The 26613-nt window shown below is 64.4% G+C and carries 22 protein-coding genes; 19 read left to right on the forward strand and 3 right to left on the reverse strand.

Features of this window, described 5'->3' with window-relative positions:
* The 4 genes from JQT59_RS21310 (at position 1) to JQT59_RS21325 (ending at position 6261) form a co-directional block, all read left to right on the forward strand.
* Entirely contained in the window at positions 1–1959 is a 1959-nt protein-coding gene (locus JQT59_RS21310) for a hydantoinase B/oxoprolinase family protein (RefSeq protein ID WP_213571892.1), read from the forward strand.
* Positions 1959–2975, forward strand: coding sequence for a zinc-binding dehydrogenase (locus tag JQT59_RS21315; RefSeq protein WP_213571893.1), 1017 nt, complete (start codon positions 1959–1961; stop codon positions 2973–2975). The genes JQT59_RS21310 and JQT59_RS21315 overlap by 1 nt, the downstream gene beginning before the upstream one ends.
* A gap of 63 nt (positions 2976–3038) precedes the next feature.
* Positions 3039–4529: an aldehyde dehydrogenase family protein gene (locus tag JQT59_RS21320; protein ID WP_213571894.1), complete on the forward strand. Its 1491-nt coding sequence runs from the start codon at positions 3039–3041 to the stop codon at positions 4527–4529.
* Positions 4530–4833: 304 nt separating this feature from the next.
* On the forward strand, positions 4834–6261 hold the full coding sequence (locus JQT59_RS21325) for an aldehyde dehydrogenase (RefSeq protein WP_502939872.1): 1428 nt from the start codon (positions 4834–4836) through the stop codon (positions 6259–6261).
* 69 nt (positions 6262–6330) lie between these two features.
* On the opposite strand, the gene JQT59_RS21330 is transcribed toward JQT59_RS21325, so the two are convergent.
* The gene (locus tag JQT59_RS21330; protein WP_213571896.1) at positions 6331–7395 is read right to left on the reverse strand and encodes a LuxR C-terminal-related transcriptional regulator; all 1065 of its coding nucleotides are present in this window, start codon (positions 7393–7395) and stop codon (positions 6331–6333) included.
* Positions 7396–7622: 227 nt separating this feature from the next.
* On the opposite strand from JQT59_RS21330, the gene JQT59_RS21335 reads away from it, so the two are divergent.
* The 9 genes from JQT59_RS21335 to JQT59_RS21375 all read left to right on the forward strand — a co-directional run bounded on the left by JQT59_RS21335 (position 7623) and on the right by JQT59_RS21375 (position 17704).
* Complete coding sequence (locus JQT59_RS21335; protein ID WP_213571897.1) at positions 7623–7775, forward strand: hypothetical protein; 153 nt, start codon at positions 7623–7625, stop codon at positions 7773–7775.
* 31 nt (positions 7776–7806) lie between these two features.
* Positions 7807–8820: an ABC transporter permease gene (locus JQT59_RS21340; protein ID WP_213571898.1), complete on the forward strand. Its 1014-nt coding sequence runs from the start codon at positions 7807–7809 to the stop codon at positions 8818–8820.
* Between the two features lie 50 nt (positions 8821–8870).
* Positions 8871–9950, forward strand: coding sequence for a sugar ABC transporter substrate-binding protein (locus JQT59_RS21345; protein WP_213571899.1), 1080 nt, complete (start codon positions 8871–8873; stop codon positions 9948–9950).
* 10 nt (positions 9951–9960) lie between these two features.
* The gene (locus JQT59_RS21350; RefSeq protein ID WP_213571900.1) at positions 9961–12147 is read left to right on the forward strand and encodes an ABC transporter permease; all 2187 of its coding nucleotides are present in this window, start codon (positions 9961–9963) and stop codon (positions 12145–12147) included.
* Entirely contained in the window at positions 12144–13250 is a 1107-nt protein-coding gene (locus JQT59_RS21355) for a hypothetical protein (protein WP_213571901.1), read from the forward strand. Before JQT59_RS21350 ends, JQT59_RS21355 begins: the two co-directional genes overlap by 4 nt.
* Positions 13247–14761: a sugar ABC transporter ATP-binding protein gene (locus JQT59_RS21360; protein WP_213571902.1), complete on the forward strand. Its 1515-nt coding sequence runs from the start codon at positions 13247–13249 to the stop codon at positions 14759–14761. The genes JQT59_RS21355 and JQT59_RS21360 overlap by 4 nt, the downstream gene beginning before the upstream one ends.
* A gap of 64 nt (positions 14762–14825) precedes the next feature.
* Positions 14826–15875 (forward strand): zinc-dependent alcohol dehydrogenase family protein, encoded by a 1050-nt coding sequence (locus JQT59_RS21365; RefSeq protein ID WP_213571903.1) that lies wholly within the window; start codon positions 14826–14828, stop codon positions 15873–15875.
* Positions 15876–16065: 190 nt separating this feature from the next.
* Entirely contained in the window at positions 16066–17394 is a 1329-nt protein-coding gene (locus JQT59_RS21370) for an MFS transporter (RefSeq protein ID WP_213571904.1), read from the forward strand.
* A gap of 151 nt (positions 17395–17545) precedes the next feature.
* The gene (locus JQT59_RS21375) at positions 17546–17704 is read left to right on the forward strand and encodes a hypothetical protein (protein WP_213571905.1); all 159 of its coding nucleotides are present in this window, start codon (positions 17546–17548) and stop codon (positions 17702–17704) included.
* Positions 17705–17786: 82 nt separating this feature from the next.
* Here JQT59_RS21375 and JQT59_RS21380 read toward each other — a convergent pair whose 3' ends face one another.
* Positions 17787–18074: a WhiB family transcriptional regulator gene (locus JQT59_RS21380; protein WP_213571906.1), complete on the reverse strand. Its 288-nt coding sequence runs from the start codon at positions 18072–18074 to the stop codon at positions 17787–17789.
* A 193-nt stretch (positions 18075–18267) separates the two neighbouring features.
* Positions 18268–19602 carry an MFS transporter gene (locus tag JQT59_RS21385; RefSeq protein WP_213571907.1) on the reverse strand — a complete coding sequence of 445 codons (1335 nt, stop codon included), beginning with the start codon at positions 19600–19602 and terminating at the stop codon, positions 18268–18270.
* A gap of 210 nt (positions 19603–19812) precedes the next feature.
* On the opposite strand from JQT59_RS21385, the gene JQT59_RS21390 reads away from it, so the two are divergent.
* The 6 genes from JQT59_RS21390 to JQT59_RS21415 are packed head-to-tail and all read left to right on the forward strand — an operon-like array spanning position 19813 to position 26597.
* Positions 19813–20277 (forward strand): MaoC family dehydratase, encoded by a 465-nt coding sequence (locus JQT59_RS21390; protein WP_109330439.1) that lies wholly within the window; start codon positions 19813–19815, stop codon positions 20275–20277.
* 51 nt (positions 20278–20328) lie between these two features.
* Positions 20329–22278 (forward strand): AMP-binding protein, encoded by a 1950-nt coding sequence (locus JQT59_RS21395; RefSeq protein WP_213571908.1) that lies wholly within the window; start codon positions 20329–20331, stop codon positions 22276–22278.
* 10 nt (positions 22279–22288) lie between these two features.
* On the forward strand, positions 22289–23455 hold the full coding sequence (locus JQT59_RS21400; protein WP_072944485.1) for an acyl-CoA dehydrogenase family protein: 1167 nt from the start codon (positions 22289–22291) through the stop codon (positions 23453–23455).
* A 25-nt stretch (positions 23456–23480) separates the two neighbouring features.
* Complete coding sequence (locus JQT59_RS21405) at positions 23481–24602, forward strand: CaiB/BaiF CoA transferase family protein (RefSeq protein WP_213571909.1); 1122 nt, start codon at positions 23481–23483, stop codon at positions 24600–24602.
* 52 nt (positions 24603–24654) lie between these two features.
* Positions 24655–25446 carry an enoyl-CoA hydratase/isomerase family protein gene (locus JQT59_RS21410; protein WP_213571910.1) on the forward strand — a complete coding sequence of 264 codons (792 nt, stop codon included), beginning with the start codon at positions 24655–24657 and terminating at the stop codon, positions 25444–25446.
* Positions 25443–26597, forward strand: a complete 1155-nt coding sequence (locus JQT59_RS21415) for a CaiB/BaiF CoA transferase family protein (protein ID WP_213571911.1) — start codon at positions 25443–25445, stop codon at positions 26595–26597. The genes JQT59_RS21410 and JQT59_RS21415 overlap by 4 nt, the downstream gene beginning before the upstream one ends.
* Positions 26598–26613 lie beyond the last annotated feature (16 nt).

Genomic DNA, 26613 nt, shown 5'->3' on the forward strand with positions numbered 1-26613 from the left:
ATGTCCACTCTGACCGTCCCGGCCGTGTCGCCGGAATCGACTCGGCGACTCCGCGACCTCAGCGACAGCGAATTCAAGGACACTTACGGGTGCGACCGCTTCAGCGCATCCGTGATCTTGAACCGGCTCCGATACGCCGTCGAGCACATGTCCACCGGCTTCATGCGAGAGGCGTTCTCTCCGATCATCCGCGATTGGTACGACTTCGCGTGCACGATCAGTGGGCCGGCGGACCGGGACTACCCGATGGCCGTTGTGAGCAACAGCCTCGTCGTCTTCCTGGGAACGATGGGTGACGCGGTTCGCAACGCCGTCGATGAGTACGGTCCCGAAAATCTGCGCCCCGGAGATGTCCTGATCTGCAACGACCCCTACCGCGGAGGCAGGCACGTCAATGACGTCGCATTCACGCGCCCGGTCTTCGTGGACGGAAAAATCGTGTCCTACGTCAACCTGTGCGCCCACCAGTTGGACATGGGTGGCACGGTACCGGGCGGATTTTCGGCCACCAAGTCGAACGTCTACGAGAATGGCCTCGTCATCCCACCGATGTTGTTGTGGTCGGAGGACAAGCCGGTCCGATCCACCTTCAGTCTGATCTTCGACAACACCCGATGGGGGGGAATGCTGCTCCCGGACTTCAAGAGCATCTATCAGCAATTGAAGCTTGGGGAGCGGTTGATCCTGGAAAACATCGACCGCTACGGACTCGACTCCTACCTCGGGACACTCGACTATTCGTGCGACACGTCGGCCGAACGAATGCGCGACGCTATCGGACGCGTTCCCGACGGCGACTACGCCGGGTCTGCGCTGATCGATGCGGATGGATTGGATGACACCCTCGACTACACGGTCCGCGTGCTGGTGCGCAAACGAGGAGATGACATCGAGGTCGATCTGTCGGGGACCTCGGCTCAGGCGCGGACATGCATAAACTGCGGGGTACTCGATGCAAAGACTGCAGTGGGTGTCGCCTTGACCATCCTGCTGGATCCGAAAGTTCCGTTCACATCCGGAACCTGGCGCAACATCGACATCGCCGCTCCCGCCGGGACTATCGTCTCCTCGCTACCCCCGGACGGCGGCATCATGATGTTCTGGGAGGCATCGGGCGCGATCGCGTCGGCTATCTTCGATGCGCTCAATCCTGTTCTCGGAGTGCAGGGTGTGGGAGGAGACTACGGTTCCACCAATACCCACAATGCCTCTGGCGTGCGGCCGGACGGCACACCATGGACGAGCGCGACCCAATGCGGAGGGGAGCACGGCCCGTGGGGTGCATCGAAGGCCGGTGACGGCGACAGCTACACCGTGCTCCTGACCCTGAACAATCTCGACCCGGCTACCGAAACGATCGAACACGACTCACCGGTCGTCGTTCTGCGGAAAGAGCACGCGATCGACACGGGTGGCGCGGGTACGTTCCGAGGCGGAGCGGCGAATCTGAAAGATACTTTATGGCTGACGGCCGGCCAGCACTATTTGTCGCCCTTCCGGACGAAGAAGCCGAGCGGTGTCGGCGCCAACGGAGGCATGGCAGGACCGAACGGCGCGATGTGGCTATTTCCACCGACGACCGATGCTCCGGTGAAAGGCCTCGTCGATACCACCGACAGCGCGTACGAACACAGCGAACCGGTCGCCGGCGTTCTCAATCCGTCGACGCATGCGCTCGACCCCGAAAACGGCGAGTACAACTATTTCGCACGCCGGCAGGTCTGGGCGACCGCACCGAACACCATCCTGCGCTGTTTGACGAACGGAGGTGGGGGTTGGGGCGATCCCTTCGCTCGAGACCCCGAACGAGTTCTGGCCGACGTACGCAACGAGTACGTCAGCATTGATGCTGCTGCAGCACAATACGGCGTCGTCGTCGTCGGTGACCCACGCAACGACCCGGAAGGTCTGCGGATCGACGCCGCTGGTACCGATGCGCTACGTGGAAAGGCACAGTGATGAAGAGCATACTGTTCCCAGGTGATGGCACTACGGTGCTGCGGGAGATGCCGGAGCCGACACCTGGCCCTGGCGAGGTGGTCGTCAAGATCCGAGCCTCAGGGATGTGCGGATCGGATCTGCACTTCTACCACGGCAGTTTCGATTTCGACCACTCTGTAATCCAGGGACACGAACCGTGCGGAGAAATCTACGCAATCGGTGAAGGCGTCGCGCCCACCGCCGCAACGGTCGGCGACCGCGTCATGATCCACCACTACTTCGGTTGCGGTATGTGCAGGCGCTGTCGCGCGGGCTGGCCACAGATGTGTGAGACAGGTCAAGGCAAGACGATGGCCGTCCACGTCGACGGGGGACATGCACCGTTCGCAGTCGTACCGGTTTCTTCGATACTGCCGCTGCCCAGCGGAATGTCGTTCAAAGCCGGCGCGGCGATCGGGTGCGGTACTGGAACTGCATGGGGTGCGATCAAGCGACTCGGCGGAGTCAGTGACACCGTCACCGTTGTTATCGGCCAGGGTCCAGTCGGACTTTCCGCCACGATGTTTGCGGCTTCCATGGGTGCGACGGTCATTGGCGTGGACATCGATGCACGGCGGTTGGAGCGCGCGAAACACTTCGGTGCGGACGTCGTCGTCAACTCTCGCGAGGAATCGTTGCTCGACGTTGTCAGTGACTACACCGGTGGACGTTTGGCTGATGTCGTGATGGAGACGTCCGGGCGGGCGACCAAAGACGCGTTCAGCGTGCTGGGGACATTCGGCCGAGCGTGCTTTTCAGGATTGCCTGGTGAAGTGGAATTCACGACGCAAGCCGTATACAAGAAGCAGTGGACGGTCATGACCTCGTGGACCATGTCGTCCATCGAACAAGCGCGCTGCGCCGACTACGTGGTCTCCCACAATCTGCCGGTCGACGACCTTTATTCGCACCGTTGGACGATCGATCAGGCAGCCGAGGCCTACGAGTGGTTCGACAAGCAAGACGCGGGCAAGGGTGTCTTCGAGTTCGACTGATCCGTACCCGTCCGTATTCAGGCGACATCACAAGCGAACGCGGTAGAACTAGAAGGAGTCATTATGACTACACAAGAGGCGATTTCACCTCCCCGTCCCGATTTCATTGCGGGTAAGAAAAAGAATCTGATCGGCGGAAGGTGGGTCGACGCTGCATCCGGAAGAACAATAGATGTCGTCAATCCCGCTACCGGCGGGAAGATGTGCGAGATCGCAGCAAGTGACAGCACCGACATCGATCTCGCAGTATCGGCGGCGCGATCGGCGTTCGAAGGTGAGTGGAGTCAGTGGACTCCGCACCAGCGCCGCAAGTTGATGTTGAAGATTCACGATCTCGTTTTGGAGAACTTCGAGGAACTTGCTCTGATCGAAACCCTCGACATGGGTGCTCCGTTGTCGCGAACGAAGGGTCTCGCAGAGTGGACCTCGCAAGTTCTGCACTTCTTCGCTTCACAGTGTGGCGCCGGAACCGTAGCGACTCCAGAGAACTCGCTGCCAGGTGATTTCCTCACCCTTCGAAGCCTTGCCCCTGTAGGGGTGGTCGGTGGCATCATCCCCTGGAACGGGCCGTTGATCGGTCTGTGGTGGATTTTCGGTCCGGCGCTTGCCACCGGTTGTACCGCGGTCCTCAAGCCCGCCGAAGACGCATCACTCTCGGTGCTACGCGTGGCGGAGTTGATGTCGGAAGCCGGTCTACCCGACGGAGTGATCAACGTCGTGACCGGATACGGTCGAGACGCGGGACAGGCATTGGCGGAACATAAGGACATCGACCGAATCGCGTTCACGGGGTCCATCGGCACAGCCCAATCGATCGTCCGAGCCTCTGCGGGCAACCTCAAGCGTCTCCAGTTGGAACTGGGGGGCAAATCACCGGACATCGTCTTCGCCGATGCCGACCTGGACAAGGCCGTTCCTGGTGCGTCCATGGGCGTGTACACCAACAGCGGTCAGGTATGCGTCGCCGGCACACGCATACTTGTTCAGCGCTCGATACACGACGAATTCGTAGAGCGAATGACAGAATTCACGAAAACGATCAAGGTCGGAGATGGACTCGACCCGAACACTCAACTCGGCCCACTCATCTCACAACGGCAACTCGACCGCGTCATGAACTACATCGACATCGGCGGAGGTGAAGGCGCGCAGTTGGCCAGCGGCGGTAGCCGACTCGGTGGAGCCCTTGCGAACGGCTTCTTCGTGGAGCCAACCGTCTTCGCGGGTGCGTCCAACGAGATGACGATCGCGCAAGAAGAAATTTTCGGTCCTGTCGCATCGGTGATCCCATTCGATGAACCCGAAGACGCGCTTCGCATCGCCAACGACACACCCTTCGGACTGGCGGGCGGGGTGTGGACGCAAAACTTGGCTACGGCACACAAGGTCTCACGCGGAATCCATGCGGGCACGGTCTGGGTCAACTGCTACGGCGTACTGGATCCGGCCATCGGGTTCGGCGGCACAAAAATGAGCGGGTACGGCTGGAAGGGCGCCAAAGAGCATGTCGAAAGCTACCTCTACCCGAAAGCGGTCTACATCAACCTCGGTTGATGGGGTAAAGATGTAGTCCGATCAGGCTGCGGCTTCTGCCGAGGAATCAGGCCCGCCGACGCATCCGCCGTCGGCGGGTCTGATTCATCGAACCGCCGGCGCAAACTCCGCCGGAGAAGTGGAAGCTGAATGCCGAATCGCAGGGCCCAGTGTCGTCACCCGTCCCCCTTTCGGACGATGCGCAATACGAACAGCGGCAGATGCACGCAGCGCGGCAATGGGCTTCACTGTCAACAGCCCGATGATGATTTTCCCAGCTACGACCCCAGGTTCTGTTCACCGGAATGAGGTAACCATTCAAATGATGATCGAGCACCATCAGCATTTTATCGGTGGAAAGCTAGTCGAATCACACTCCGCTGGTCGCATCGAAGTGATTGACCCGGCCACGGAGCAGGTCATCGGGACGATCGCCGACGGTGACGCCCGTGACATCGCAGCAGCCGTCGGAGCGGCCGAAGCGGCCGCACCCGCTTGGGCGGCGTTGAGCGCGGCCGAACGCGCGACCGTGTTGCGGGCGATTGCCGATGCCTTCGAAGCGCGGATGGATGAGATTTCAGCACTGGTCACCAGGCAGAACGGAACCCCGATCTCGATCGCCCGGGCCATGCAGTCCCAGGTGCCCGTGGTTTACCGCTACTTCGCCGATCTCGCCGACGTCTTCGAACCAGAGGAACTGGTGGAAACCGCCAGTGGTGATGCGATCGTACGGCGAGAGCCGGTCGGCGTAGTCGGCGCGATCATCCCGTGGAATGGTCCGCAGCCATTGACCGCCTGGAAGCTGGGTCCGGCCTTGGCAGCGGGCTGCACGGTGGTGATCAAGCCGGCGCAGGAGACATCGCTCGATGCGTTCTTGTTCGCCGAGATTCTCACCGAGGCGAACGTACCCGACGGCGTAGTCAATATCGTCACCGGAGGACGAGAAACGGGCGCGGCCTTGGTTGCCGATCAAGGCGTTCGAAAGATCGCATTCACCGGTTCTACCCGCGCGGGTCGGGCAATCGCCGCAGAATGCGCAGCCCAACTCAAACGCGTGACTTTGGAACTGGGCGGCAAGTCCGCCGGAATTCTTCTAGACGATGTCAACCTCGATGAATTCCGGCCGCTCGTATTGTCGGCGTGCTCGCCGAACACCGGCCAGACCTGCCGCGCACTGACCAGAGTGCTGGTGCCCTCGTCCCGTCACGATGAGATCGTCGAAATGCTCACGGAGACGCTGAGCTCGATCCCACAAGGCGATCCCAGCGATCCGGTGAACTTGTTCGGGCCGTTGGTCAATGCCCCCCAGCGTGAGCGGGTCGAGTCGTACATAGCTCTTGGCCGCGCGGAGGGCGCCACTGTGGTTCTGGGTGGTGGGCGGCCCGAAGGTCTCGAGCGGGGCTATTACGTGGAGCCGACCATCTTCACCGACGTCACCAACGACATGCGCATCGCGCGTGAGGAGATTTTCGGCCCGGTACTGGTAGTGATGTCGTACGAGACGGTCGACGAAGCTGTGGCGATCGCCAACGATTCCGAGTATGGCCTGGGCGGTGGGGTGTTCTCCTCAGATCGTGAGAAGGCCACCGAGGTGGCGCGGCGGATCGTGAGCGGAAGCGTGGGGATCAATACCGCGACACTGCCGATCGAAACCCCGTTCGGTGGGGTGAAGAATAGCGGGATGGGTCGCGAGCTCGGCCCGCAGGCACTGGACGCCTATCTCGAGTACAAGACCCTGTTCCGCGCCAAGTGACGATTCGGCGGGGGAGCGGTCGAGGTCGCCCCCACCGTCGTCGGGAAGCTTCGGGGCCGTGCAAACGCGTCAGCGGCGCAGCCAATACGCCACCGCTTCGGCGCGGTTGCCGGCATCCAGCTTGCGCAGGATGTGCGTGATGTGGGTCTTGACGGTGCCTTCGGAGATCGTCAGGCGGCGGGCGATCATGCGATTGTTGTCGCCGGCAGCCATCCGCTCGAGTACTTCGACTTCGCGGCCGGACAGGCCGTAGGAGGAATTCTGCACACTCGGAGAGACTGCGCCTCCGGTGAGGTCGGACAGTGTGGTGGTCAGCGCCGACACTCGTTCCAGCACGGTAGCCCGGGCCAGCGCGTGGCCGAGGCCTTCGCCGAAAAGGTTGAGGATTGACTGATCGGTGTTGTCGACTGGACGACGTGCATAGTGGGCGTCGGCATGGACCAAACCCATGACCCGCCCGCCCACGTTGATCGGCGCGACGCCGTAGGACGTGCACCCGGATATCGCCACGAGTGTGCGATCCACCCTGGGGTTGTCCTGTACGTCGTAGACGAGACCGGGTTCGCCACGGTCGACGACGTCCGACTCCACCAAAGTGCCGTCCAAGGCCGGCGGATGTTCTCGTCCGGCGGCCACCATTTCCTCGGCGAGGCGAGGGTCCTTCTCGATGACCATCGTGTGCAGATTCCAGCGCCCGCGTTCCACAGTGGAGATCAGGGCGCGATCGAAACCGATGGAGATCACTTCCTCAGCGGCGCTTTTGAGTAACTCGTCGACGGTCTTGGCGGACTGTAATCGTACGAGGGAGCGGTGGATCGACCGCATCACTTCGACGTTCGCCGCCACACGCGACTCGTCGATGCGGCTTTCGAGAGTGCGGACGGTGCCGAGCAGTGAAGTCAAGCAACTAATTCTGCCAGGAGGAGTCGTGGGCGGAAGCTGGGTGAGCTCGCCGAGCGTGGCCGTCCACACACGATCGAGTAATCGTTTCGCCGATCCTGTGGACATCGCCCCGTGTTCGATGAAGGGGCGGTCGAGGACCGCCTCGGCATGCGTGCCCACTGACCGGACCTCTGCGGACAGGTCAGTGGACAGTATGCCGTCGTGAACGGGGCGGATATCACTCAGTCGCATGACCACAGCCTCCACGTCGTCTCGGGAGTGTGTTTCATATCACGGATCATATACTATACGCGATTTGGAACATCGTCCGTAGGTCGTACTGAAGATCGAACCCACGGCAGATGTCGACAGGTGTGTCTGGCTTCACACTGGTTGCCACCACTTCGCGCTCCGGCCCGCCACCGCTCGCTTCCCGCCAATACCCGAACTGCGTGCCATCGCCGGATTTGGAGACGTACATGACCGACGAACAGCTGATTGCCAAGTTCCGGCACAACGTCGACGGGGCGGTATCCGATGCGGCCGCCGAACGATCGTCGAGGCCCGTCTCCGATCTGGAGAACGTCGTGGACGTCGCAGTCCTGCTTGACCTGACGAAACCCCGTCGCTGAGCCACGCCCCACCCACAGACCAGGAGATGACATGACCGCAGCCCTTACCGAGCGACCCCGGGTCTCGCTCCGGGCCAGGATCGGGTCGTTCGACCAGGCGTACCTGGTCCTGGCGATCACCTTGGTACTGGTACTTGTCGGCGGTGCCACCACCAAGAACTTCCTCACCACGGGGAACTTGAGCACTATCCTCAATCTTTCCGCTGCGTTCGGCATCATGGCGGTCGGGCAGGCGATTGTAGTGATCGGAAAGGGCCTCGACCTGTCGATCGCGGGAATCGGCCTCGGCTGCGCCCAGGCCACCCTCGCGCTGATAAACCAAGGGTGGGGACAGTGGCAGGCCGTCGGGGCGATGATTTTGCTCGCGGCGTTCATCGGATTGGCCAACGGTGTAATCATCGCCTTTGTCGAGGTTCCGGCGTTATTCGTCACGCTGGCCACCGGAATGCTGGCGATAGGGGGGATCGGAATACTGATCCTCGACCAGAACGTGTACACAGTTCCACCGGACTCTGTGCTGGCCGGGCTGAGTGGTACCGCGTTCTGGTCCGTTCCGCGGCCAGTGCTGATCGCGGCGATCATCTTCCTCGCGGCATGGCTGTTCATCACTCTTACAACACCGGGCCGGCTCATCCGGGCGATGGGCGACAACTTCGCCACTGCCCGGTCCTCCGGCGCCCCGGTGCGTCCTCTGCAGGTGCTCACCTACGTACTGTCCGCGCTGCTGGCCGCGTTGGCCGGATTCGTCACCGTCGCAATCCAGGGCAGTATCCAGACCACGTCCAGCTCGTTCGACCCGATCCTGTTCACCGCGTTGACGGTGGTGGTGATTGGCGGTGTCTCGTTGTCGGGTGGTCGCGGAACTGTCCTCGGAGTGCTGGCCGGTGCGCTATTCGTCGGAATATTGAACAGCCTTCTGGTCATGCATGGACTGTCCACTGCGGTCCAGGACCTCATCCGGGGAGCGGTTCTGCTCGGTGCCATCGGCTTCGACGCCTGGCTGCATCCACGCAACGACGAGACCGACAAGTCTGGTGAGCTCTGACGCCACGCCGGCGTCGCTCCCCGAACATCATCCCAACGTAGGAGAACCACATGTCATCACACAGGAAGTGGACAGCTGTCAGTGCGGTGCTGCTCGCTGCCGGCATGATCGCCGGCTGCACAGTGAACACCGGTGCCGGGGCCGGAACCGGCGGTGAGCGAGGCGACGGGCACGGCTTCAGTGCCAACGTCGAGTTGCTACCGGCACGGCAGAAAGTGCAGGACATCATGCAGGGCAAACGGGTCGCATTCGTTCCGATGCTCTACAAGGGGTATCAGCTCACCGAAAACTGGGGCACGTCGCTCACACGCTCGCTCGAGGCCTCCGGAGCCCAGGTCACCATTCACGATCCGAATTTCGACCCCGATCGTATGCTGGCGATCCTCAACGACATCATCGCGCGGAAACAGGCCGATGTGATGGTGCTGCAGAGTTCGGCGCAGGGCCTGTTGGACAACGTCATTGAACGTGCAGCGCAGGCGGGCATCTACACCGTGGTGTTGAACATGATGTCCACCCGGCTCAGCGACGCGTTCGTCGGCGTCGATGTATACGGTGCAGCGCAGGCGATCACCAAGCGGGCCGTGGAGGATTGTAATGCCCGCGGCACCACGAAGAAGCTGTCGATCATCGACGGCATGGGCAATGACCCGGCGTCCCTGCTGTGGAACGCCGGAATCAAGGATGTAGCCGAGCACGAGGGCTACGAGGTACAGGTCAGCCATTCACAGTTCGACAATTCCAAGGCGCAGGCAGCGGCCGAGGCGGCGATGCAGCAGAACGGCAACGATCTGTGTGGCTTCCTGGTCACCTTCGACCTGAACGCAGTGTCAGTCGGCCAGACAGTGAAGGCCGCCGAGAGCCGTAGGCAGATTCAGCCCGCCGCGATCGGGGTTTACACCCTGGATGCGAACTCGGCGACCTGCGAGGAACTCAGACGCGGCACGGTTACCGCCACAGCGGCGTACGACGTTCAGGGAATCGGGGCTGCAGGCGCGGTAGCGGTGCAGAACCTCCTGATCAACGGCGCGCCCGCGGGGAGCCGCCACGACGTGGGCTACGTCTCGTACCACGTCGTGGACGGCAAGACCGCCGACGAGACGACCATCGCCTGCTACCGGTCCAACTAGGAGTCGACGAATGACGACGACCACGCTCCGCCGCGGACCCAATCCGCTTCGCCGGGGAATTGACGCCTACCGGATGACCGGGGGCCGGGCCTCCGATCGGATCGCCCGCTACCGCACCGTTTCTGATCTGTTCGAGAAACGCTGGATGGAGGGAGCGGTGCCGTTGGTGCTGGCACTGTTGCTGTGTTTCGTAGTGATCGCCACGACGGATGTGGGCACCGCGAACGCACCGCTCGCCATCGACGACGTCGCCGAATGGGGATTGCTCGCCATCGGTCTGACGGTGGTGCTGGTCGCCGGCGGCATCGATCTTTCCATCGGTTCCATAGTCGGTCTGTGCTCGATGTTCGCATTGATCTCCGACCGGGTCTGGTACTGGCCGCCGGGATGGGTGATCCCTGCGACCGTGGTTCTCGGTGCGTTGCTCGGTTCGGTTAACGGGTATCTCATCGCCTTCCTGCGTATGCGGCCGTTCATCACCACCCTGGTAACGCTTATTGCATTCGGTGGCGCAGCAGTGGCCCTGCAGAACGCGCACACCACCCAGATTGGGATCGCGCGCCCGGCGCTGGTGTGGGACGCCATCCCCTACGGCAAGATCATTGGCATCCCGACAGCGTGGTTCACGTTCCTGTGCGTGCTCGTTGTCGCGCACGTGATGCTTACTCGTTCGCGCTGGGGATGGTGGGTCACCGCCACCGGATCCGACCGCCGGTCCGCCCGCCGCAACGGCATCCCCGTGCGCGCGGTGACGTTCTGGGCCTACGTGCTTTCCGGGTCGATGGCGGGCAGCGCCGCCATTCTGACCACGGCCCGGCTGAGTCGCACCGATGCGGCGATCGGACGCGGTTGGGAACTCATCGTGCTTACCGCCGTTGTACTAGGCGGAGTCAGCCTCAAGGGAGGTCGCGGGTCGGTCCTGCGTGCCACCGTCGGCGTCATCGTCGTGGCCGTCATCCGGCAGGCAACCATCGCCGAAGGACTCGATTTCAACTACTACACGGTGATCCTCGCCGCAGCACTGCTCGCCTTCACCATTCTCGACCTGCAATGGGGAAAGTACCGTCGACGTGCGGTCGAGAAGCTCAAGATCGATCCCGCGCGCGTGCGACTCGGTCCGCTGACCGATGTTACGGCGCCAGGCACCGTCTGGACCCCGAACTGCGCGTTGACCGACGCACCGCCTGTGGGACTTGGCAGGATCCGGGGCGCCGAGGCGTGTGCCGTCGACCCCGAGGGCAACATCTACGCCGGTGACCAGCGCGGCTGGGTGTGGCGCTTCCGGGGACCGGACGACACCGAGGGCGAGATCTTCTCGCGAACCGGAGGCTTCCCTTGCGGGCACGCATGGGACCGGGAGGGACGGATGCTGGTGGCGGTCGGTGGCATGGGCGTCTATCGCATCGACGCCGACGGAGAGCCGCAGATGGTGGCGAACCGAGTCGCACGGAGCCCGCTGTCGTTGGTTGACGACTCCGGTCTGCGTGCTGTCGACGATCTGGACGTGGCACCCGACGGATCGATCTACGCCTCGGACTTTTCTATCCGCAACAATTCCACCGACTTCCTCCTGGAACTTGTGGAGTTCCGCCCGAACGGCCGGCTGATCAAAATCGCTCCGAACGGGAAGGCGGAGGTCGTGGCCTCGAACTTTGTGTTCCCGAACGGTGTATGCACCGCGCACGACGGCGAATCGATCCTCGTCTCCAGCACGGGGTTGTGCCGGGTCGATCGGCTGTGGATCTCCGGACCGAAAGAGGGCGTGCTCGAGCCGGTGCTGGAGAATCTGCCGGGCTATCCGGACAACATTCACCGCTCGTCGGACGGAAATTACTGGATGCCGCTGGTGGCGTTGCGGACTCCGATGTCGGATCTGCTCAACCGCTATCCGGAGGTGCGGCGGCGGATGACGCGCGAGGTCTCGCTGGACAACTGGATGGTGCCGCAGCTCAACGTCTCCTGCATCGTCAAATTCTCCGACAAAGGAGAGATCATTGCCGTCAAGTGGGACAAGAGCCTGAAAAACTATCCGATGGTGACAGCCGCGACCGAGCGGGATGGCTACCTCTACTTCGCCGGCGTCTCGAACAACCGGTTGGGCCGACTCGAGCTCGACCCCGACGAGGTCGGCACTATCGACACCAATCTGGTGCCCGGCACCTTCGGCACCCGGACCGCCGCGGAGGTGGGCTCATGAGTTCGGTCCTGGACACCATCAAAGAGTGGATCAATCCGGACAGGGCGCGGCATCGGTCGGTGCCCCGGATGGAGACCGGCCTCCGCCCGAACCTGCGCCTGGACGAGGCCGAGGAGCTGCTTGCCGCCGGTGTGCACACTCCGGACGACATCACGGTCACCGAGGACGGCACCGTCGTACTTTCCAGCGGATGTGAGCTGCTGCGTTGGGAGCGAGACGATATCTGCTTGATCGCCCGGTGTGCCGCGCGCATCGCCGCGGTCACGACGGTCGGGAACGCGGTGGTCGCGGCCGTCGAAGGCGTCGGTCTGGTCACGGTCGACGCGAGCGGTGCGGTGACCCCGCTGTGTGCCGACCTAGCGGTCGCGCGCGGTGTCACCGCGCTGACCGTCGTACCCGGAGGAGACCTGCTGGTCACAGTCGGATCCACTACCGCCGATGTGCGCGGCGATTGGGCGCGCACCTTGCTCGCAGGCGACGCGTCGGGACGGATCGTGCGGGTGCGGGACGGTGCCGCCTCAGTGGTCGCTGCAGGGTTGGCCTGGCCCTCCGGGATTGCCCCCAGCGGCGACGGTCAGGTGATCGTGGCAATGAGCCTGACTCACCGCCTGGAGATCCGGTCGCTGAGCGATCCGAGCGAGCCGGTCCTATCCATAGCTACCAACCTACCGGTGTACCCCGGACGAATCGTCGCCGTGCCGGATGGCCACTGGGTGGCTGCGCCGTACCCGCGAAACCGGATCACCGAGATGCTCCTCGATGAGCGGCCACTGCTTTCGGAGATGGTCGAGACGATCAATCGGGAGGAGTGGTTCGTCCCGCAGTTGCGCAGCGGGAGTCTGTTTACCGAAGCGATGCAGATGGGGCAGTTGCGGGTGCTCGGCCAGGTAAAGGGCTGGGCGCCCGCCAGGTCCTGTGGCGTGGTGTTCCGGCTCGACGACACCGGGCGCATCGCGGAGAGCGCACATGCCCGGGTGGACAGTCCGCGGCACGGAGTCACCGGCGTGGCCGTCGCTGACGGCCAGGTCGTGACCGCATTGCACGGTCACGGCTCAGTTCTGCGACTGCACACCGACGAGACTGCACAGGAGGGGCGCTCATGACCGAGCACAGCACTGACCTCGACATCACCCCCGTTATCCGACTGACCGGTGTCAGCAAGCGCTATGGCGGGACCTTCGCGGTTCAGGGTGTCGACTTCGACGTGCGCCCCGGTGAGATCCACGCGCTGCTGGGAGAGAACGGCGCTGGCAAGTCCACGATGGTGAAGATCATCTCGGGAGCTATCACCCAAGATGCGGGCACTCTCGAAGTCGAGGGTGCAGAGCGGCGCTTCGCCGCGCCGCGGGACTCCACCGAGGCCGGGGTGGCGATGGTCTACCAGGAGGGTTCGCTCGTCGAATCCATGACAGTGGCGCAAAATCTGTTCCTCGGGGACGAGCGGGCATTCAACGACTTCGGGACTCTGAATGTGGTCGCCCGCGAACTGCTCGAATCGCACAACTTCCACATCCGGCCGGATGCCGAGGCTGGTGCGCTGGGCATCGGGCAAAAACAGATGGTGGAGATCGCGCGGGCCGTGCACCGCAATGCCAAAGTGGTGATCCTGGACGAGCCCACCGCATCGGTGACCCCGGAGGAGCGCTTGCAGTTGTTCATGTCGATGCAGAGTCTTCGTCGGCGCGGCATCGGGGTCGTTTTCATCACCCACATGTTGGATGAGGCATTCGAGCAGGCGGACCGGATTACCGTCCTGCGGGACGGGGTGGTCCAGGGCACCTTGAATCGCTCAGAGTTCGGTCACGACCGGGTGGTGAAGATGATGGTCGGCCGCACCGTCGAGATGGGCCGAAAGTCGTCGAGCCGGAGGCCGGACATCTTTCCTTCCCTCCAGGTCGAGGATCTCACCCTGCTGCCGGCAGTTCGCAGCATGTCCTTCTCCGCCTACGGCGGCGAGATCCTCGGCTTGTACGGGCTGGTGGGGGCGGGGCGTTCGGAGGTCGCACAGATCATCAGCGGTGTGGTCAAGCGTCGGCACATGCGTGGCGGCACGGTGTGGCTGGGTGGCGAGCGGGTCCGTTTCCGCACCCCACGGCACGCTCGAAAAGCTGGGATCGTGTACATCACTGAGGATCGGAAGGCATCCGGCTTCTTCGGTCACCTGACCATCTCGGAAAACATCTTCCTCGGGTATCTGTGCAGCGCGCTGCGTCTGCCGCTGTGGTTCCGTCCCAGGTTGGGCCGGGCGATCGCGAAGAAATTCGTCGAGCAGTTCGAAGTCCGGACCCTGGCTCCGAACAAGGCTGTGGTGGAGGAGCTCTCGGGTGGAAACCAGCAGAAAGTCGTGCTGGCCAAGGGGCTGACGCGCAAGCCGCGGGTGGCGATCATCGACGAGCCCACCCGCGGTGTGGACCTGGGTACCATCCCCGAGATTCACGCCATGATCCGCGCCCTCGCTGACGAAGGTGTTGCCGTGATCGTGATCTCGTCATACATCCCAGAGATCCAGGCCCTCTCGGATCGTGTGCTAGTCGCCCGCGGGGGCAGCATTGCGGCGGAATTCTCCCCGGACGAGGCCGACGAGGAGAGCCTGATGTTCGCCGCCGCGCATTAGCGGTAGTCCGGCAACAAATCGGGATACAGAAACCAAATGATTGCAGAAACCAAAGGAGTACCAGATGCGTGGAGTGATCTTCAAGGGCGAGCGGGTTCTCGAGATCCAGGACTTCCCGGATCCCCACCCCGGCCCCGACGAGGTGGTGCTCGAGATGAAGGCATCCGGAATGTGCGGCAGCGACCTGCATTTCTACCGGGCGCCCGCTGGGCAGGCGCTTGCCGCGTTCGGCATGGTTGGTGACGACGCCGGATTCATCGGGGGACACGAACCGTGCGGGGTGGTCGTCGAGGTCGGTGCCGCCATCGATCCGAGCGTGATCCGTATCGGTGACCGGATGATGGTGCACCACTACGACGGGTGCGGGTTCTGTGACAATTGCCGCACCGGCTGGCCTCAACTGTGCGATCGCGGCAACGTGATCTACGGCGCGACCGCCCACGGCGGGCACGCGGACTACATCAAGGTGCCCGCTCGCACCCTGGTCCGGCTGCCCGATGAGCTGAGTTTCGCGGCTGGCGCGGCGATTTCGTGCGGCACCGGTACCGCCTTCGGGGCGCTGGTGAGGATGAACGTGAATGCGAAGGATTCGCTGGCGGTATTCGGGCAGGGGCCGGTCGGCCAGGCGGCTGTGCAACTCGCCACCGCCATGGGCGCCGAGGTGATCGCTGTGGACGTTGCAGCCGAGCGGGTGGCCCGGGCACGGGAATTTGGTGCGGTGCACACCATCAACTCGGCCGAGACCGACCCGGTCGTGGCGATCAAGGAACTCACACGCGGCAAGGGCGTGGTCAAGGCGTTGGACTGCTCGGGGGCGCCCGCCGCGCGCGCGGCGGCCGTGAAGTCCACCGCGAAATGGGGCAGCGTCGCGTTCGTCGGAGAAGGTAGCACGGTTACCCTGGACGTCAGCCCCGACATGATTCGGAAGCAGCTCACCATCATGGGCTCGTACACCTTCTCCACGGTGGGCCAGGCCGACTGTGCGAAATTCATTGCGCGACAGGGAGTCGAGGTCGACAAAGTATTCACCGACCACTGGCGGCTGGACGACGCGGTCGACGCGTACCGAAACTTCGATATGCAAACCGGCGGCAAGGCAGTAATCGAATTTTGATTGCCCGTAACGACTGTTCGCAACCAAACAATATGTTTGATGTATGAATGGTATAGGCGCACGGTAAGGCGCTATCGGGTCGCCGGCGTTACGGAGGCGGCCACATTTGCCGCGAATTCGAGGCGGCTCATCCGGTTACATCCATTCGAAGGAAGCCATGAACAAATCTCGGTCGCAGAAGGGCAGTTTCATGGTGCTCGTGATCTGCTTCATTACGATCCTCGCCGACGGGTTCGACCTGATCATCTTCGGCGCTACCCTGCCGTCGTTGATGCAACAGTGGGGCCTGAGTAAGGCGGCGTTGGCCAATGTTCATAGCATGACGCTGGCGGGCCTGATGGTAGGTTTCCTCGTCGCTGGTCCATTGGCTGACCGGTACGGCCGCCGCATCGTGCTGATCGCTGGCGGCTCGTGGTTCTCGGTGTTGTGCGCGCTGTGCGCCCTCGCTCCGAACTTCACCACCTTCGGAGTCGCCCGCGTGCTCGCCGGGCTCGGTCTGGGCGCGGTGGTTCCGTCGGCGGTCGCGCTGGCGAACGAGTTCGCGCCGCCGAGTCGTCGGCAGCTGTTCAACGGCATCACGCTGACCGGCTATGCGGTAGGCGGGATTCTCACCACGGTGGTCGCGCTGGCGGTCATCCCCGGCGCCGAGGCGATCAAGGCCTCGAACCCACCGGACGAGAGCTGGCGTGCCATGTACGGACTCGCGGCGACCTTCCTGCTGGTGATCCCATTCATGTGGCGGCGGCTACCCGAGTCACCGAGTTTCTTGATCGCGCGTGGTCGCGACGACGAGGCGGCCGCCGTCGCGCGCCGATTCGGAATGGATTTCGATCGGATCGTGGCCGACCAACGCGCCCATGAAGAGACGGGCGCGGGCGGCGGCTACCGGCTCCTGCTCTCGCCCAAATACGTGGTGGCGACGGTGATCTTCACGCTGATCATGTTCTGCACCCAGGTGCTGAGCTACGGCCCCAACACGTGGCTGCCCAGCATGACCAAGGAGATGGGTTTCGGCGGTATGCAGGGCATGCTGGCGCTGATGATGCTGCAAATCGGTGCGGCGGTGGGGACCATCATCGGCGCGATCCTGATCGACCGCGGCGGCGCGACGCAGACCATCGTGCCGTACTTCCTACTGGGTGCGGTGGCGCTGGGCGCGCTGGCCTACGGCACCGAGTTGGGTGTGGTCGGCATCTTCATCGCTGCGTTCTTCGCCGGGGTGGGCACTATCGGTACCAGCACACTGATGTACGGAGTGATTGCCGCGCATTACCCCGCATCTAGCCGCAGCTCGGCGATCGGATTCACATTGGGCATCGGTCGTCTGGGGGCGATTCTGGGTCCCCAGCTCGGGGCGATCTTCGCGACCCCGCGCAGCGGCCTTATTGCGTTCATGGTGCCTTCGATCGCTGGTGCCGCATTGGTGGGAGTGCTCGCGCTGGTGCAGCGAGGCCGGACGATCGACAGCTTGCCGACTGAGGCGATGGACACGTCGCCGCGCACCTCTGCATCGGCCTGAGTCGACCGCGGAACCGAGCTGAGTACGAGATGACTCCTGCGGAACGGCCCCGGAGGCCGGCCGCAGCGAGACGTTCACTGCCGCTGCGGTCCACGACGCCTTGCGAATCGACGGAGATCACCATTTGACTCCTGGAAGCCCGGTCACGTACATGACCGACGACGAACTGATCACCAAGTTCCGCCACACCATCGACGGAGCCGTGAGCGACGCGGACGCAGACGCCGTCATAGACGCCGTGTACGACCTCGCGAACGTCGACGACATCTCGACCATCCTGAACCGATTGCAGTCCAACCCCGTCGGCTGATCGGATCGCAACACAGCGCCGCCCTTGCCGGAGACTTCGACGGCAAGGGCGGCGCAGTGGTATGCAGGCGCTCGCTACAGCCCTACCCCGGCTTCCTTTGCCAGCGGCTCCATTTTCTGGCAGCGCCGAGTTCCCTCGCGGTCAATCCTCCCCACACGCCGTGTTGTTCGCCGAAACGGATGGCGTACTGGCGGCATTCGTTGATAACCGGGCACCGTCGACAGATGTTCTTCGCGATCCTCTCGCGCTGGAGTTGCGAATTCTTTTTGTCCTCTTCGAGGTAGAAGACGGTGATATCCATACCGCGGCAACGCGCGCGCAACCGCCATTCTTCCGGGGTTACTTCCGGTGCGGCGTGCGGTGCACTCACTGGACACGCTCCGATCGCTCGACGAGAATAGAAAACATAATATATTAAAAGGCGAGGGCGGTCAACCAGCCGGTGAGTAGCTGTCGCGCTCGGGGTGCCCGGCGACAGACGTTTGTGCGCAGTACTTCTGTCGACCGACAGAAGTACTGCGCACAGTTCGGAGCCTCCCTGGGTATCGGTTACTACCGGTGTATCAGTGGGAGACGCGGAGGCGCTCGCGGTCACGCGCCGGGTCGGCGAGAATCAGCGCGAGAACCGCGACGACGGCACCCACGATGCCCAGGCACTGGAATGCCGCCTGGTATCCGTCGATCTTCGTGGCCGAGGCGTCGACGACGATCCCCATCGACCACGGCCCGATGATCCCGCCGATTGCCTGGATCGCGAAGAAGGCGCCGATGACCCCGGCTGTCTGGCGCGGCGGGCACGTCGCGATCACCGCGGCATTGAGCAGGGGGAATATTGCGACCACCAGGCCGTATGCCACCGACACCGCGCAGACCGCAAGGAGCGGAGAGCCGAGGGCAGGCAGGCTCAGCAGCAACACACCGGCGACGATGACGCCGACGCAGGGCACGACCACGCGGACCAGCCGGATTGACAAGCCGCGGCTGATCCCACGATCGCTCAGCCAGGACCCGCAGACCAGTGTCGCGAGCCCGACGAAGCTCGGCGCCGCGAACAACGTGCCCGACTCGAGCCGCGAGTATCCCAAACCCTGCTCGAAGTACGAAGGCAACCAGGTGAGCACAACGGTCATGAGCGCGTAGGCGCTCATTGCGACGAGGACGGCGGACACGAAGGTCTTCGATGTGAGCAGGCGCTTCCAGGCGACCGCGGGCTCGCTGTCGGTGATGTCTTCCATGGATGTGTGCTTGCCACCCACGGTATACGGGCCGGGACGCCAGGTCAGTAGCCACGGGATGCACCACAGCGTCGTCGCGAACGCCAGCACGATGATGGCTGCCCGCCATCCGTACTCGGCCACCACGAGCGCGAGGATCGGGACGACGGCCATCTTGGCGAGCATGCTTCCGCTGATGATGAGTGCGCTCGGTAGTCCCCGCTTCGCGGGCGCATGCCACGAGTAGGCGGCGGTGTGCAGTAACGCGGACGTCGGGCCCTCCGTGAGGCCGAGAAGCATCCGGCTCGCGAGTAGCACGGCGAACGTCGACCACACGACGAGCGGCAGCATGACGACGCCCCACAGCACGGCGATAATCGCGATGGACCACCGGAGGGCGAGGACCTTGTTGATCGGCCCCGCGAAGAAGCCGCCGAAGCTGAACGCGAGGAAGAACATGCTGCCGGTGAAGCCGATCTGTGACGCGCTGAGCCCGAGGTCCTCACTGAGCGGTTGGGCGATGAGGCCGAACACCGCCTTGTCGGACGCGTTCATCAGGTAGAGCACCACGAGCATTCCCGTGATGCCCCACGCCGTCAGCTTGCGCGGTTCGGTTGCCGGTTCGGACCGCGGGACTTTCGTGGGCACGGGGTCGGCCACGAGGTGTTCTTCAGTGTTGTTCACGTAAGGGTGTCCTTCAATCTTGTCGTCGAGATCACGCCATCAACATCCTGTGTTGTACATCATATACTATTCACCTAGTCGCCCGGTGGTGCAATACATCAGGCACAAAACATCGGCAGTTGCGTGCATAATATATTTCTCCTATTGTGAGGATACGCACTGCAGCGACCGAGGGTCGTACTCTCCGTCGCTCGAGAGAAAGGACGTCACATGCCGGGTCTGTACTTCGAGGAATTCGCACCGGGAATGGTCATCGATCACGAGGTGCGCCGCACCGTGACCGAAACCGACAACGTCATGTTCAGCACGATGACCTTGAACATGGCGCCACTGCACCTGGATGCGGAGTACAGCAAGAACTCCATCCACGGGCAGCGTCTGGTGAACAGCCTGTTCCTCCTCGGTCTCGTTGCCGGTATCTCGATGCACGACACCACGTACGGGACCACCCTCGGCAACCTCGGCTTCGACTCGATCAAGTTCCCGAAGCCGGTGTTCCACGGTGACACCATCCACGTGCGCACCGAGATCGTGTCGGCCCGGGAATCGAAGAGCCGCAATGACTCCGGCATCGTCACCTTCCGCCACTACGGCATCAACCAGCGCGACGAGATCGTGTGCGACGCCACCCGCGTCGGCCTGATGCTCAAGAAGTCGGCCGACGAGCAGGCCTGATCGCACACCCCGACCGGACGACCGACAATCCCAGACGAGGAGAAGACGGAAATGGGCATCAGTAGCCGGCCCGAGGAGATGGCCTGGGTTCCCGGCCCCGCGGTGCGCGAGCGTGCGAGGTTGCTCGCGGCGATGAAGAGCTGGGGCCTCGGCGACGATGCTGCTGCCGTCGCCGAGCTGGGCCGTCGCGCCGTCGCCGATCCCGAGTGGTTCTGGCGCGAGGCGCTCGCCGACCTCGACGTCGCGTTCTCGGTGCCGTTCGACCGGGTTCTCGACGAGTCCGACGGCAAGGAATTCCCGAGATGGTTCCCGGGCGGCCGGATCAACGTTGCCGAACTGGCGGCCCTCCGGCACGCCCGCGGTGACCTCGCCGGCAAGACCGCGGTGGTCTACGAGGGCGACGGGGGAGCGCGGCGCACGCTGACCTTCGCCGAACTCGCGGCGGAGGTGAGCCGGTTCGCGGCGCACCTCGCGGGCCTGGGGGTGCGCCGCGGCGATCGGGTGGTGTTGTTCATGCCGGTCGTGCCCGAGGCGGCCGTGGCCTTCCTCGCGATCGCGATGATCGGCGCGGTCGCGGTGCCCACGTTCAGTGGATATGCGCCAGACGCCCTGGCCACGCGACTGCAGGATTCGGACGCCGTCCTTCTGGTGACCGCCGACGGCACGACGCGCCGAGGCAAGGTCGTCGAGATGAAGGCGACCGCAGACGCCGCACTCGCCCAGGCGCCGACGGTGCGCTCCGTTGTGGTGGTCCGGCACCTGGGAACCGACGTGCCGATGCAGGAAGGTCGCGACGTCTACTACGACGCACTGGCCGCCGATCCGGAGCCGGTGCCGACCGCCGAGACCGAGTCGAACGACCCGCTGGCCATCGTCTACACGTCCGGCACCACGGGCAGGCCGAAGGGCATTGTGCACTCGCACGGCGGTTTCGCGGCCAAGACTGCGGTCGACTTCGCCTATGGCTTCGACGTACACGCCGGCGACGTGGTGTCCTGGATCACCGACCTCGGTTGGCTCGTGGGCCCGATGCTCATGACCGGTCCGCTGCAGCTCGGCGCGACCATCGTGATGATCGAGGGCCTGCCGACCCACCCCACACCGAATCGGATGTGGGACATCGTGAACCGTAACGGCGTCACCGTGCAGGGCATCGCACCGACGGCGGCACGCGCACTCAAGGCGGCGGGTGACGGCAGCGCTCCGGCGATGCCGACCCTCAAAACGTTCGTCTCCACCGGGGAGGCGTGGGACGAGCCGACCTGGTGGTGGCTGTTCGATGAGGTGGGCGGGCGAGAGCGCGCGATCGTCAATTACAGCGGCGGCACCGAGGTCGGCGGCGGTATCCTCGTCGGCTTCCCGTTCCTTCCCGCCGCACCGGCGGCGTTCACCGGGCCACTGCCCGGCGTCGATGCGGCCGTGCTCGACGACGACGGGAAGCCCGTCGTCGGCCAGATCGGCGAACTTGCGGTGCTCAACACGTTCCCCGGGATGACGCATGCCTTCTGGCAGGACCGGAACCGCTACATGGACACCTACTGGAGTCGCTGGGACGGGGTCTGGGTGCACGGGGACCTCGCGAGCGTCGATGATGCCGGCATGTGGCGGATCCACGGACGCTCCGACGACACGATCAAGCTTTCCGGGCGCCGCGTGGGACCGGCCGAGATCGAGGCCGCCCTGCTGCGGGACAACCGGATCACGGAGGTTGCGGTGATCGGCGTGCCGGACGAGATGCGCGGTCAGCGGGCGGTGGCGTTCGCGGTCCTGCGCGCCGACGGTGTCGACAACGACGACCTGCAGGCGACGGCGCTTGCGAATGCGGGCAAATCCTTTGCGCCCGAGGTATATGCGGTGCCGACGCTGCCGAAGACGAAGAACGGAAAGATTATGCGCCGCGCCATCCGGTCGCGGTTCATCGGTGCCCCGATCGGCGACATGTCGTCGCTCGACCCGGCGACGCCGCTCGAGGACATTCCCGTGTACGCGGGCGAAGACTAGGAGTACTGAGATGGCAGATTTCGACACCGAAAGCAACATCGAGATCGTCCGCAAGGCGACTCGCGAGCTGGCACGAAAGTTCGACAACAACTACTGGCTCGACAAGGACAACAAGCACGAGTACCCGTGGGATTTCATCAAGGCCTTCGCGGACGGGGGCTGGCTCGGCGCGATGATCCCGGAGGAGTACGGCGGGATCGGTCTGGGCCTGCAGGAGGCCGCGGTGATGATGGGCGAAATCGCATCCTCCGGCGGCGGCATGAGCGGTGGCTCGGCGATCCACTTCTACGTCTTCCCGCCGGCGCCGATCGTCCGGTACGGCTCGGAGGAGATGAAGAAGAAGTATCTCCCCAAGCTGGCCTCGGGTGAGATGCTCACCGCGTTCGGCATCACCGAGCCGACCGCCGGTGTGGACACCTCACGCATCAAGACGAAGGCGACCAAGGTCGACGGTGGCTGGGTCATCAACGGCCAGAAGGTGTTCATCACCAACGCCCAGAACGCGCACCGCATCCTGCTGCTGGCCCGCACGTCGCCGCGGCGCGACGACAAGCCGCTGCACGGGATGACGATCTTCTTCGCCGAACTCGACCCCAAACACGTTACGATCCGCGAGATCGACAAGCTCGGCCGCGCGGCTATCGACACCAACGAACTGTTCATCGACAACCTGTTCGTGGCCGACGAGGACGTGGTCGGCGAGGTTGACAAGGGCTTCTACTACATCATCGACGGACTCAACCCCGAACGCATCGTCGTCGCGATGGAGGGCATCGGCCTCGGTCGCGCGGCCCTCGAGATCGGCACCGAATACGCGAAGAACCGGGTGGTGTTCGATCGCCCGATCGGCCAGAACCAGGCCGTCGCCCATCCGCTCGCGGACTCGTGGATTCGTCTCGAGGCGGCCGAGCGGATGGCGATGCACGCCGCGAAACTCTTCGACGACAAACAGGAGTGCGGGCACGAGGCCGCGGCAGCGAAGTACCTCGGCGCCGAGGCCGGCTTCGAAGCGTGCGACCGGGTGTTCTCGACGTTGGGCGGTTACGCGTACGCGAAGGAGTACCACATCGAGCGGCTGTGGCGGGAGGTGCGTCTCCTGCGCAACGCGCCGTTCTCGCAGGAGATGGTGCGCAACTACGTCTCGCAGCAGGTGCTAGGCCTGCCGCGGTCGTACTGAGCCCCACCGACGAAGGAGTGTGACGATGACCGGTCCGCTGGCTGGAGTCCGGGCGCTGGTGCTCGCGGGAATGGGCCCGGTGCCGTACGTCTCGATGCTGCTCGCCGATATGGGAGCCGACGTGGTGCGGGTGGTGCGGCCACCGAACCGGTCGGCCCGCGTGCTCAGCCAGACGGACGGTCTGACCGAGGAAGTCGACGTGGTCAACCGGGGCGTCGACGCGGTGGCCGTCGACCTGAAGGATCCGGCCGGACGCGAGCGTGTGCTGCGACTGGCCGAGGCTGCAGACATTTTCATCGAGGGATACCGGCCCGGCGTGACCGAACGGCTCGGGCTCGGACCGGACGAGGTGATGGCACGGAACGAGCGCCTCGTCTACGTGCGGCTGACCGGATACGGACAGACGGGGCCGCGTTCGCGGGATGCCGGACACGACATCAACTACGTGGCGCAGTCCGGCGTACTGCACGCCATGGCGAGGTCCGACAGTGCGCCGCGCCCGCCGATCAACCTGCTCGGTGACTACGCGGCCGGCGGCGCCATGGGGGCGTACGGCATCGCGTGCGCCCTGGTCTCCGCCGCGCGCACGGGGCGGGGGCAGGTGATCGACGCGGCGATGGTCGACGGTGTCGCGGCCCTGACCGCCAAGTTGCAGGGCCTGCGCGCCGCGGGCCTCTACTCGGACGATCCGGGGACGAACTTCCTCGACTCCGGAGCACCGTTCTACGACACCTACCGGTGCGCCGACGGCGGGTACATCGCCGTTGGTGCGCTCGAACCCGACTTCTATCGGGAGTTCGTGTCGCGCCTCGGCCCCGAGACCGCCGACTGGCCCGACCAGAACGATCGCGCGTCGTGGCCGCACCTGCGCAAGCTCATCGGCGACGCGGTCGAGCGCCGCACCCGTGACGAATGGGAGAAGGTGTTCGCCGGTACCGATGCCTGCGTCACCCCGGTGCTCACGTTCGACGAGGCTGCGGTCGATCCCCACAACACCCAGCGCGGCGTCTACCGGACCGTCGGCGGTGTCCTGCATCCGATGCCCGCGCCGCGTTTCAGCGGCACACCCGCTCGTGAACCCGAGATCCCGCGGGTGGGCACGGTCGCGACCGAGGACGTCGCGTCGCGGTGGGGCGTCGGCGCCTGATAGAACCGCCGCCGCACCGATCGACCCGAGAATTTCCCAGGAAGGAAGACAAGTGACCAGCTACGAGGACTTCACGTCCGTGAAGGTAGACCGCCCGGAAGAAGGCATTCTCCGCATCATGCTGGACGGGCCGAACCTCAATGCGGTGGGCCCGGACGCGCACCGCGAGCTGGCCGACATCTGGCCCGTGATCGGGCTGGACCAGTCGGTGCGCGCGGTGATCATTCGCGGCGCCGGAGAGCGGGCGTTCTCGGCGGGAGGCAGCTTCGATCTCGTCGAGGCCATGATCGGCGACTACTCGTCGCGGACCCGGGTGATGCGTGAGGCACGCGACCTGGTGCGCAACATCATCGAAGTTCCGCAGCCGATCATCTCCGCGATCAACGGACCGGCTGCCGGTGCCGGTCTGGTGGCCGCGCTGCTCGCGGACATCTCCGTCGCGGGCCGCCGCACCAAGATCGTCGACGGACATGTCCGGTTGGGTGTCGCGGCCGGGGATCACGCGGCCATCTGCTGGCCGCTGCTGACGAGCATGGCGAAGGCCAAGTACTACCTGCTCACCAACGAGGTGCTCACCGGCGAGGAGGCGGAGCGGATCGGCATGGTGTCGCTGTGCGTCGACGACGACCAGGTGCAGGACCGGGCGATGGAGATCGCGCGGAGGCTGGCCGCCGGCTCCCGGGCCGGTATCCAAGGCACCAAGATGGCCCTCAACGGCTGGTACCGGCAGGCCATGCCGATCTTCGACGCGTCGCTGGGACTGGAGTTCTACGGATTCGGCGGTCCCGACGTGGTCGAGGGCGTGTCCTCGCATCGTGAGAAGCGGGAGCCGAAGTTCTCGTGACCGGAACCGAACAGGAAACGCAGGGACCCCTCGCCGGCATCACCGTGGTCGGACTGGAGCAGGCCATCTCGGCGCCGCTCTGCACGCGCCATCTCGCGGACCTCGGGGCCCGCGTGATCAAGGTGGAGGCCCCCGGCTACGGCGACTCGACGCGCGCGTACGACTCCGTGGTCGGGGGGATGTCCGCACACTTCACCTGGTTGAACCACGGCAAGGAGTCGGCGGCGCTGGACCTCAAGTCCGCAGCCGACATGGGGATCTTCCGGAACATTCTCGCCACCGCCGACGTCGTGGTCAGCAACCTCGCGCCCGGCGCGCTCGACCGGCTGGGGATCGGCACCCGGGACCTCTCGCGAAACTTCCCGCGCCTGATCGTCGTGGACATCTCCGGCTACGGAAAGGGTGGTCCCCTCGACCACAAGCGGGCGTACGACCTGCTCATCCAGGCGGAGGGCGGGTCCTGCAGCATCACCGGTGCACCGGGACACCCGGCCAAGCCGGGCATCCCGGTGGCCGACGTCGGCACGGCGCTGTACGCGTACTCCGCGGTGCTGGCCGCCCTCTATAACCGGGAGCGGACCGGGCGCGGAGCGGTCATCCCGATCGCCATGCTCGACACCGTCGCCGAGATGATGGGGTTCGCCCTCAACCAGGTCATCCACGCCGGCACCGAGCCGGTTCCGGTCGGTATGGGCTCACCGATGATCGCGCCCTACGGCGCGTACCCCACTTCTGACGGCCAGACCGCGGTGCTCGGGACCACCAACGACCGCGAGTGGCGGCGCCTCGCCGAGATGATCGGCCGACCGGAACTCGCCGACGAATCCCGATACGCGCACAACGACAATCGCGTCGAGGCGCGTGACGAACTGGACGCGGTCGTGGGGGCGTGGTGCGCCGAGCACACGCTGGCGGAGATCCAGAAGACCGCGGACGCCGCGGGGATTGGCAACGCCCGCCTCAGCAGCGTGCGCGACCTGGCCGAGCACCCGCAGCTGGTCGAGCGCGGACGGTGGCGCGAGGTGGGTACCCCGTCCGGCCCGGTTCCGGCGCTGTTGCCGCCCGCGGTGGCGGACGGGTGGCCGGTGCGTAGCGGCGCGGTGCCCGCACTCGGTGCGCACACCGACGCCATCCGGGTCGAATTCGAGTAGAGGAAAGGGATCGCAC

This window comes from Rhodococcus sp. USK13, assembly GCF_018343855.1.
Classification (GTDB): Bacteria; Actinomycetota; Actinomycetes; order Mycobacteriales; family Mycobacteriaceae; genus Rhodococcus_F; species Rhodococcus_F oxybenzonivorans.

Coding starts and splice junctions, on each gene's coding strand:
- JQT59_RS21310 (WP_213571892.1), top strand. CDS start 1: ATGTCCACTCTGACCGTCCCGGCCGTGTCGCCGGAATCGACTCGGCGA.
- JQT59_RS21315 (WP_213571893.1), top strand. CDS start 1,959: ATGAAGAGCATACTGTTCCCAGGTGATGGCACTACGGTGCTGCGGGAG.
- JQT59_RS21320 (WP_213571894.1), top strand. CDS start 3,039: ATGACTACACAAGAGGCGATTTCACCTCCCCGTCCCGATTTCATTGCG.
- JQT59_RS21325 (WP_502939872.1), top strand. CDS start 4,834: ATGATCGAGCACCATCAGCATTTTATCGGTGGAAAGCTAGTCGAATCA.
- JQT59_RS21330 (WP_213571896.1), bottom strand. CDS start 7,395: ATGCGACTGAGTGATATCCGCCCCGTTCACGACGGCATACTGTCCACT.
- JQT59_RS21335 (WP_213571897.1), top strand. CDS start 7,623: ATGACCGACGAACAGCTGATTGCCAAGTTCCGGCACAACGTCGACGGG.
- JQT59_RS21340 (WP_213571898.1), top strand. CDS start 7,807: ATGACCGCAGCCCTTACCGAGCGACCCCGGGTCTCGCTCCGGGCCAGG.
- JQT59_RS21345 (WP_213571899.1), top strand. CDS start 8,871: ATGTCATCACACAGGAAGTGGACAGCTGTCAGTGCGGTGCTGCTCGCT.
- JQT59_RS21350 (WP_213571900.1), top strand. CDS start 9,961: ATGACGACGACCACGCTCCGCCGCGGACCCAATCCGCTTCGCCGGGGA.
- JQT59_RS21355 (WP_213571901.1), top strand. CDS start 12,144: ATGAGTTCGGTCCTGGACACCATCAAAGAGTGGATCAATCCGGACAGG.
- JQT59_RS21360 (WP_213571902.1), top strand. CDS start 13,247: ATGACCGAGCACAGCACTGACCTCGACATCACCCCCGTTATCCGACTG.
- JQT59_RS21365 (WP_213571903.1), top strand. CDS start 14,826: ATGCGTGGAGTGATCTTCAAGGGCGAGCGGGTTCTCGAGATCCAGGAC.
- JQT59_RS21370 (WP_213571904.1), top strand. CDS start 16,066: ATGGTGCTCGTGATCTGCTTCATTACGATCCTCGCCGACGGGTTCGAC.
- JQT59_RS21375 (WP_213571905.1), top strand. CDS start 17,546: ATGACCGACGACGAACTGATCACCAAGTTCCGCCACACCATCGACGGA.
- JQT59_RS21390 (WP_109330439.1), top strand. CDS start 19,813: ATGCCGGGTCTGTACTTCGAGGAATTCGCACCGGGAATGGTCATCGAT.
- JQT59_RS21395 (WP_213571908.1), top strand. CDS start 20,329: ATGGGCATCAGTAGCCGGCCCGAGGAGATGGCCTGGGTTCCCGGCCCC.
- JQT59_RS21400 (WP_072944485.1), top strand. CDS start 22,289: ATGGCAGATTTCGACACCGAAAGCAACATCGAGATCGTCCGCAAGGCG.
- JQT59_RS21405 (WP_213571909.1), top strand. CDS start 23,481: ATGACCGGTCCGCTGGCTGGAGTCCGGGCGCTGGTGCTCGCGGGAATG.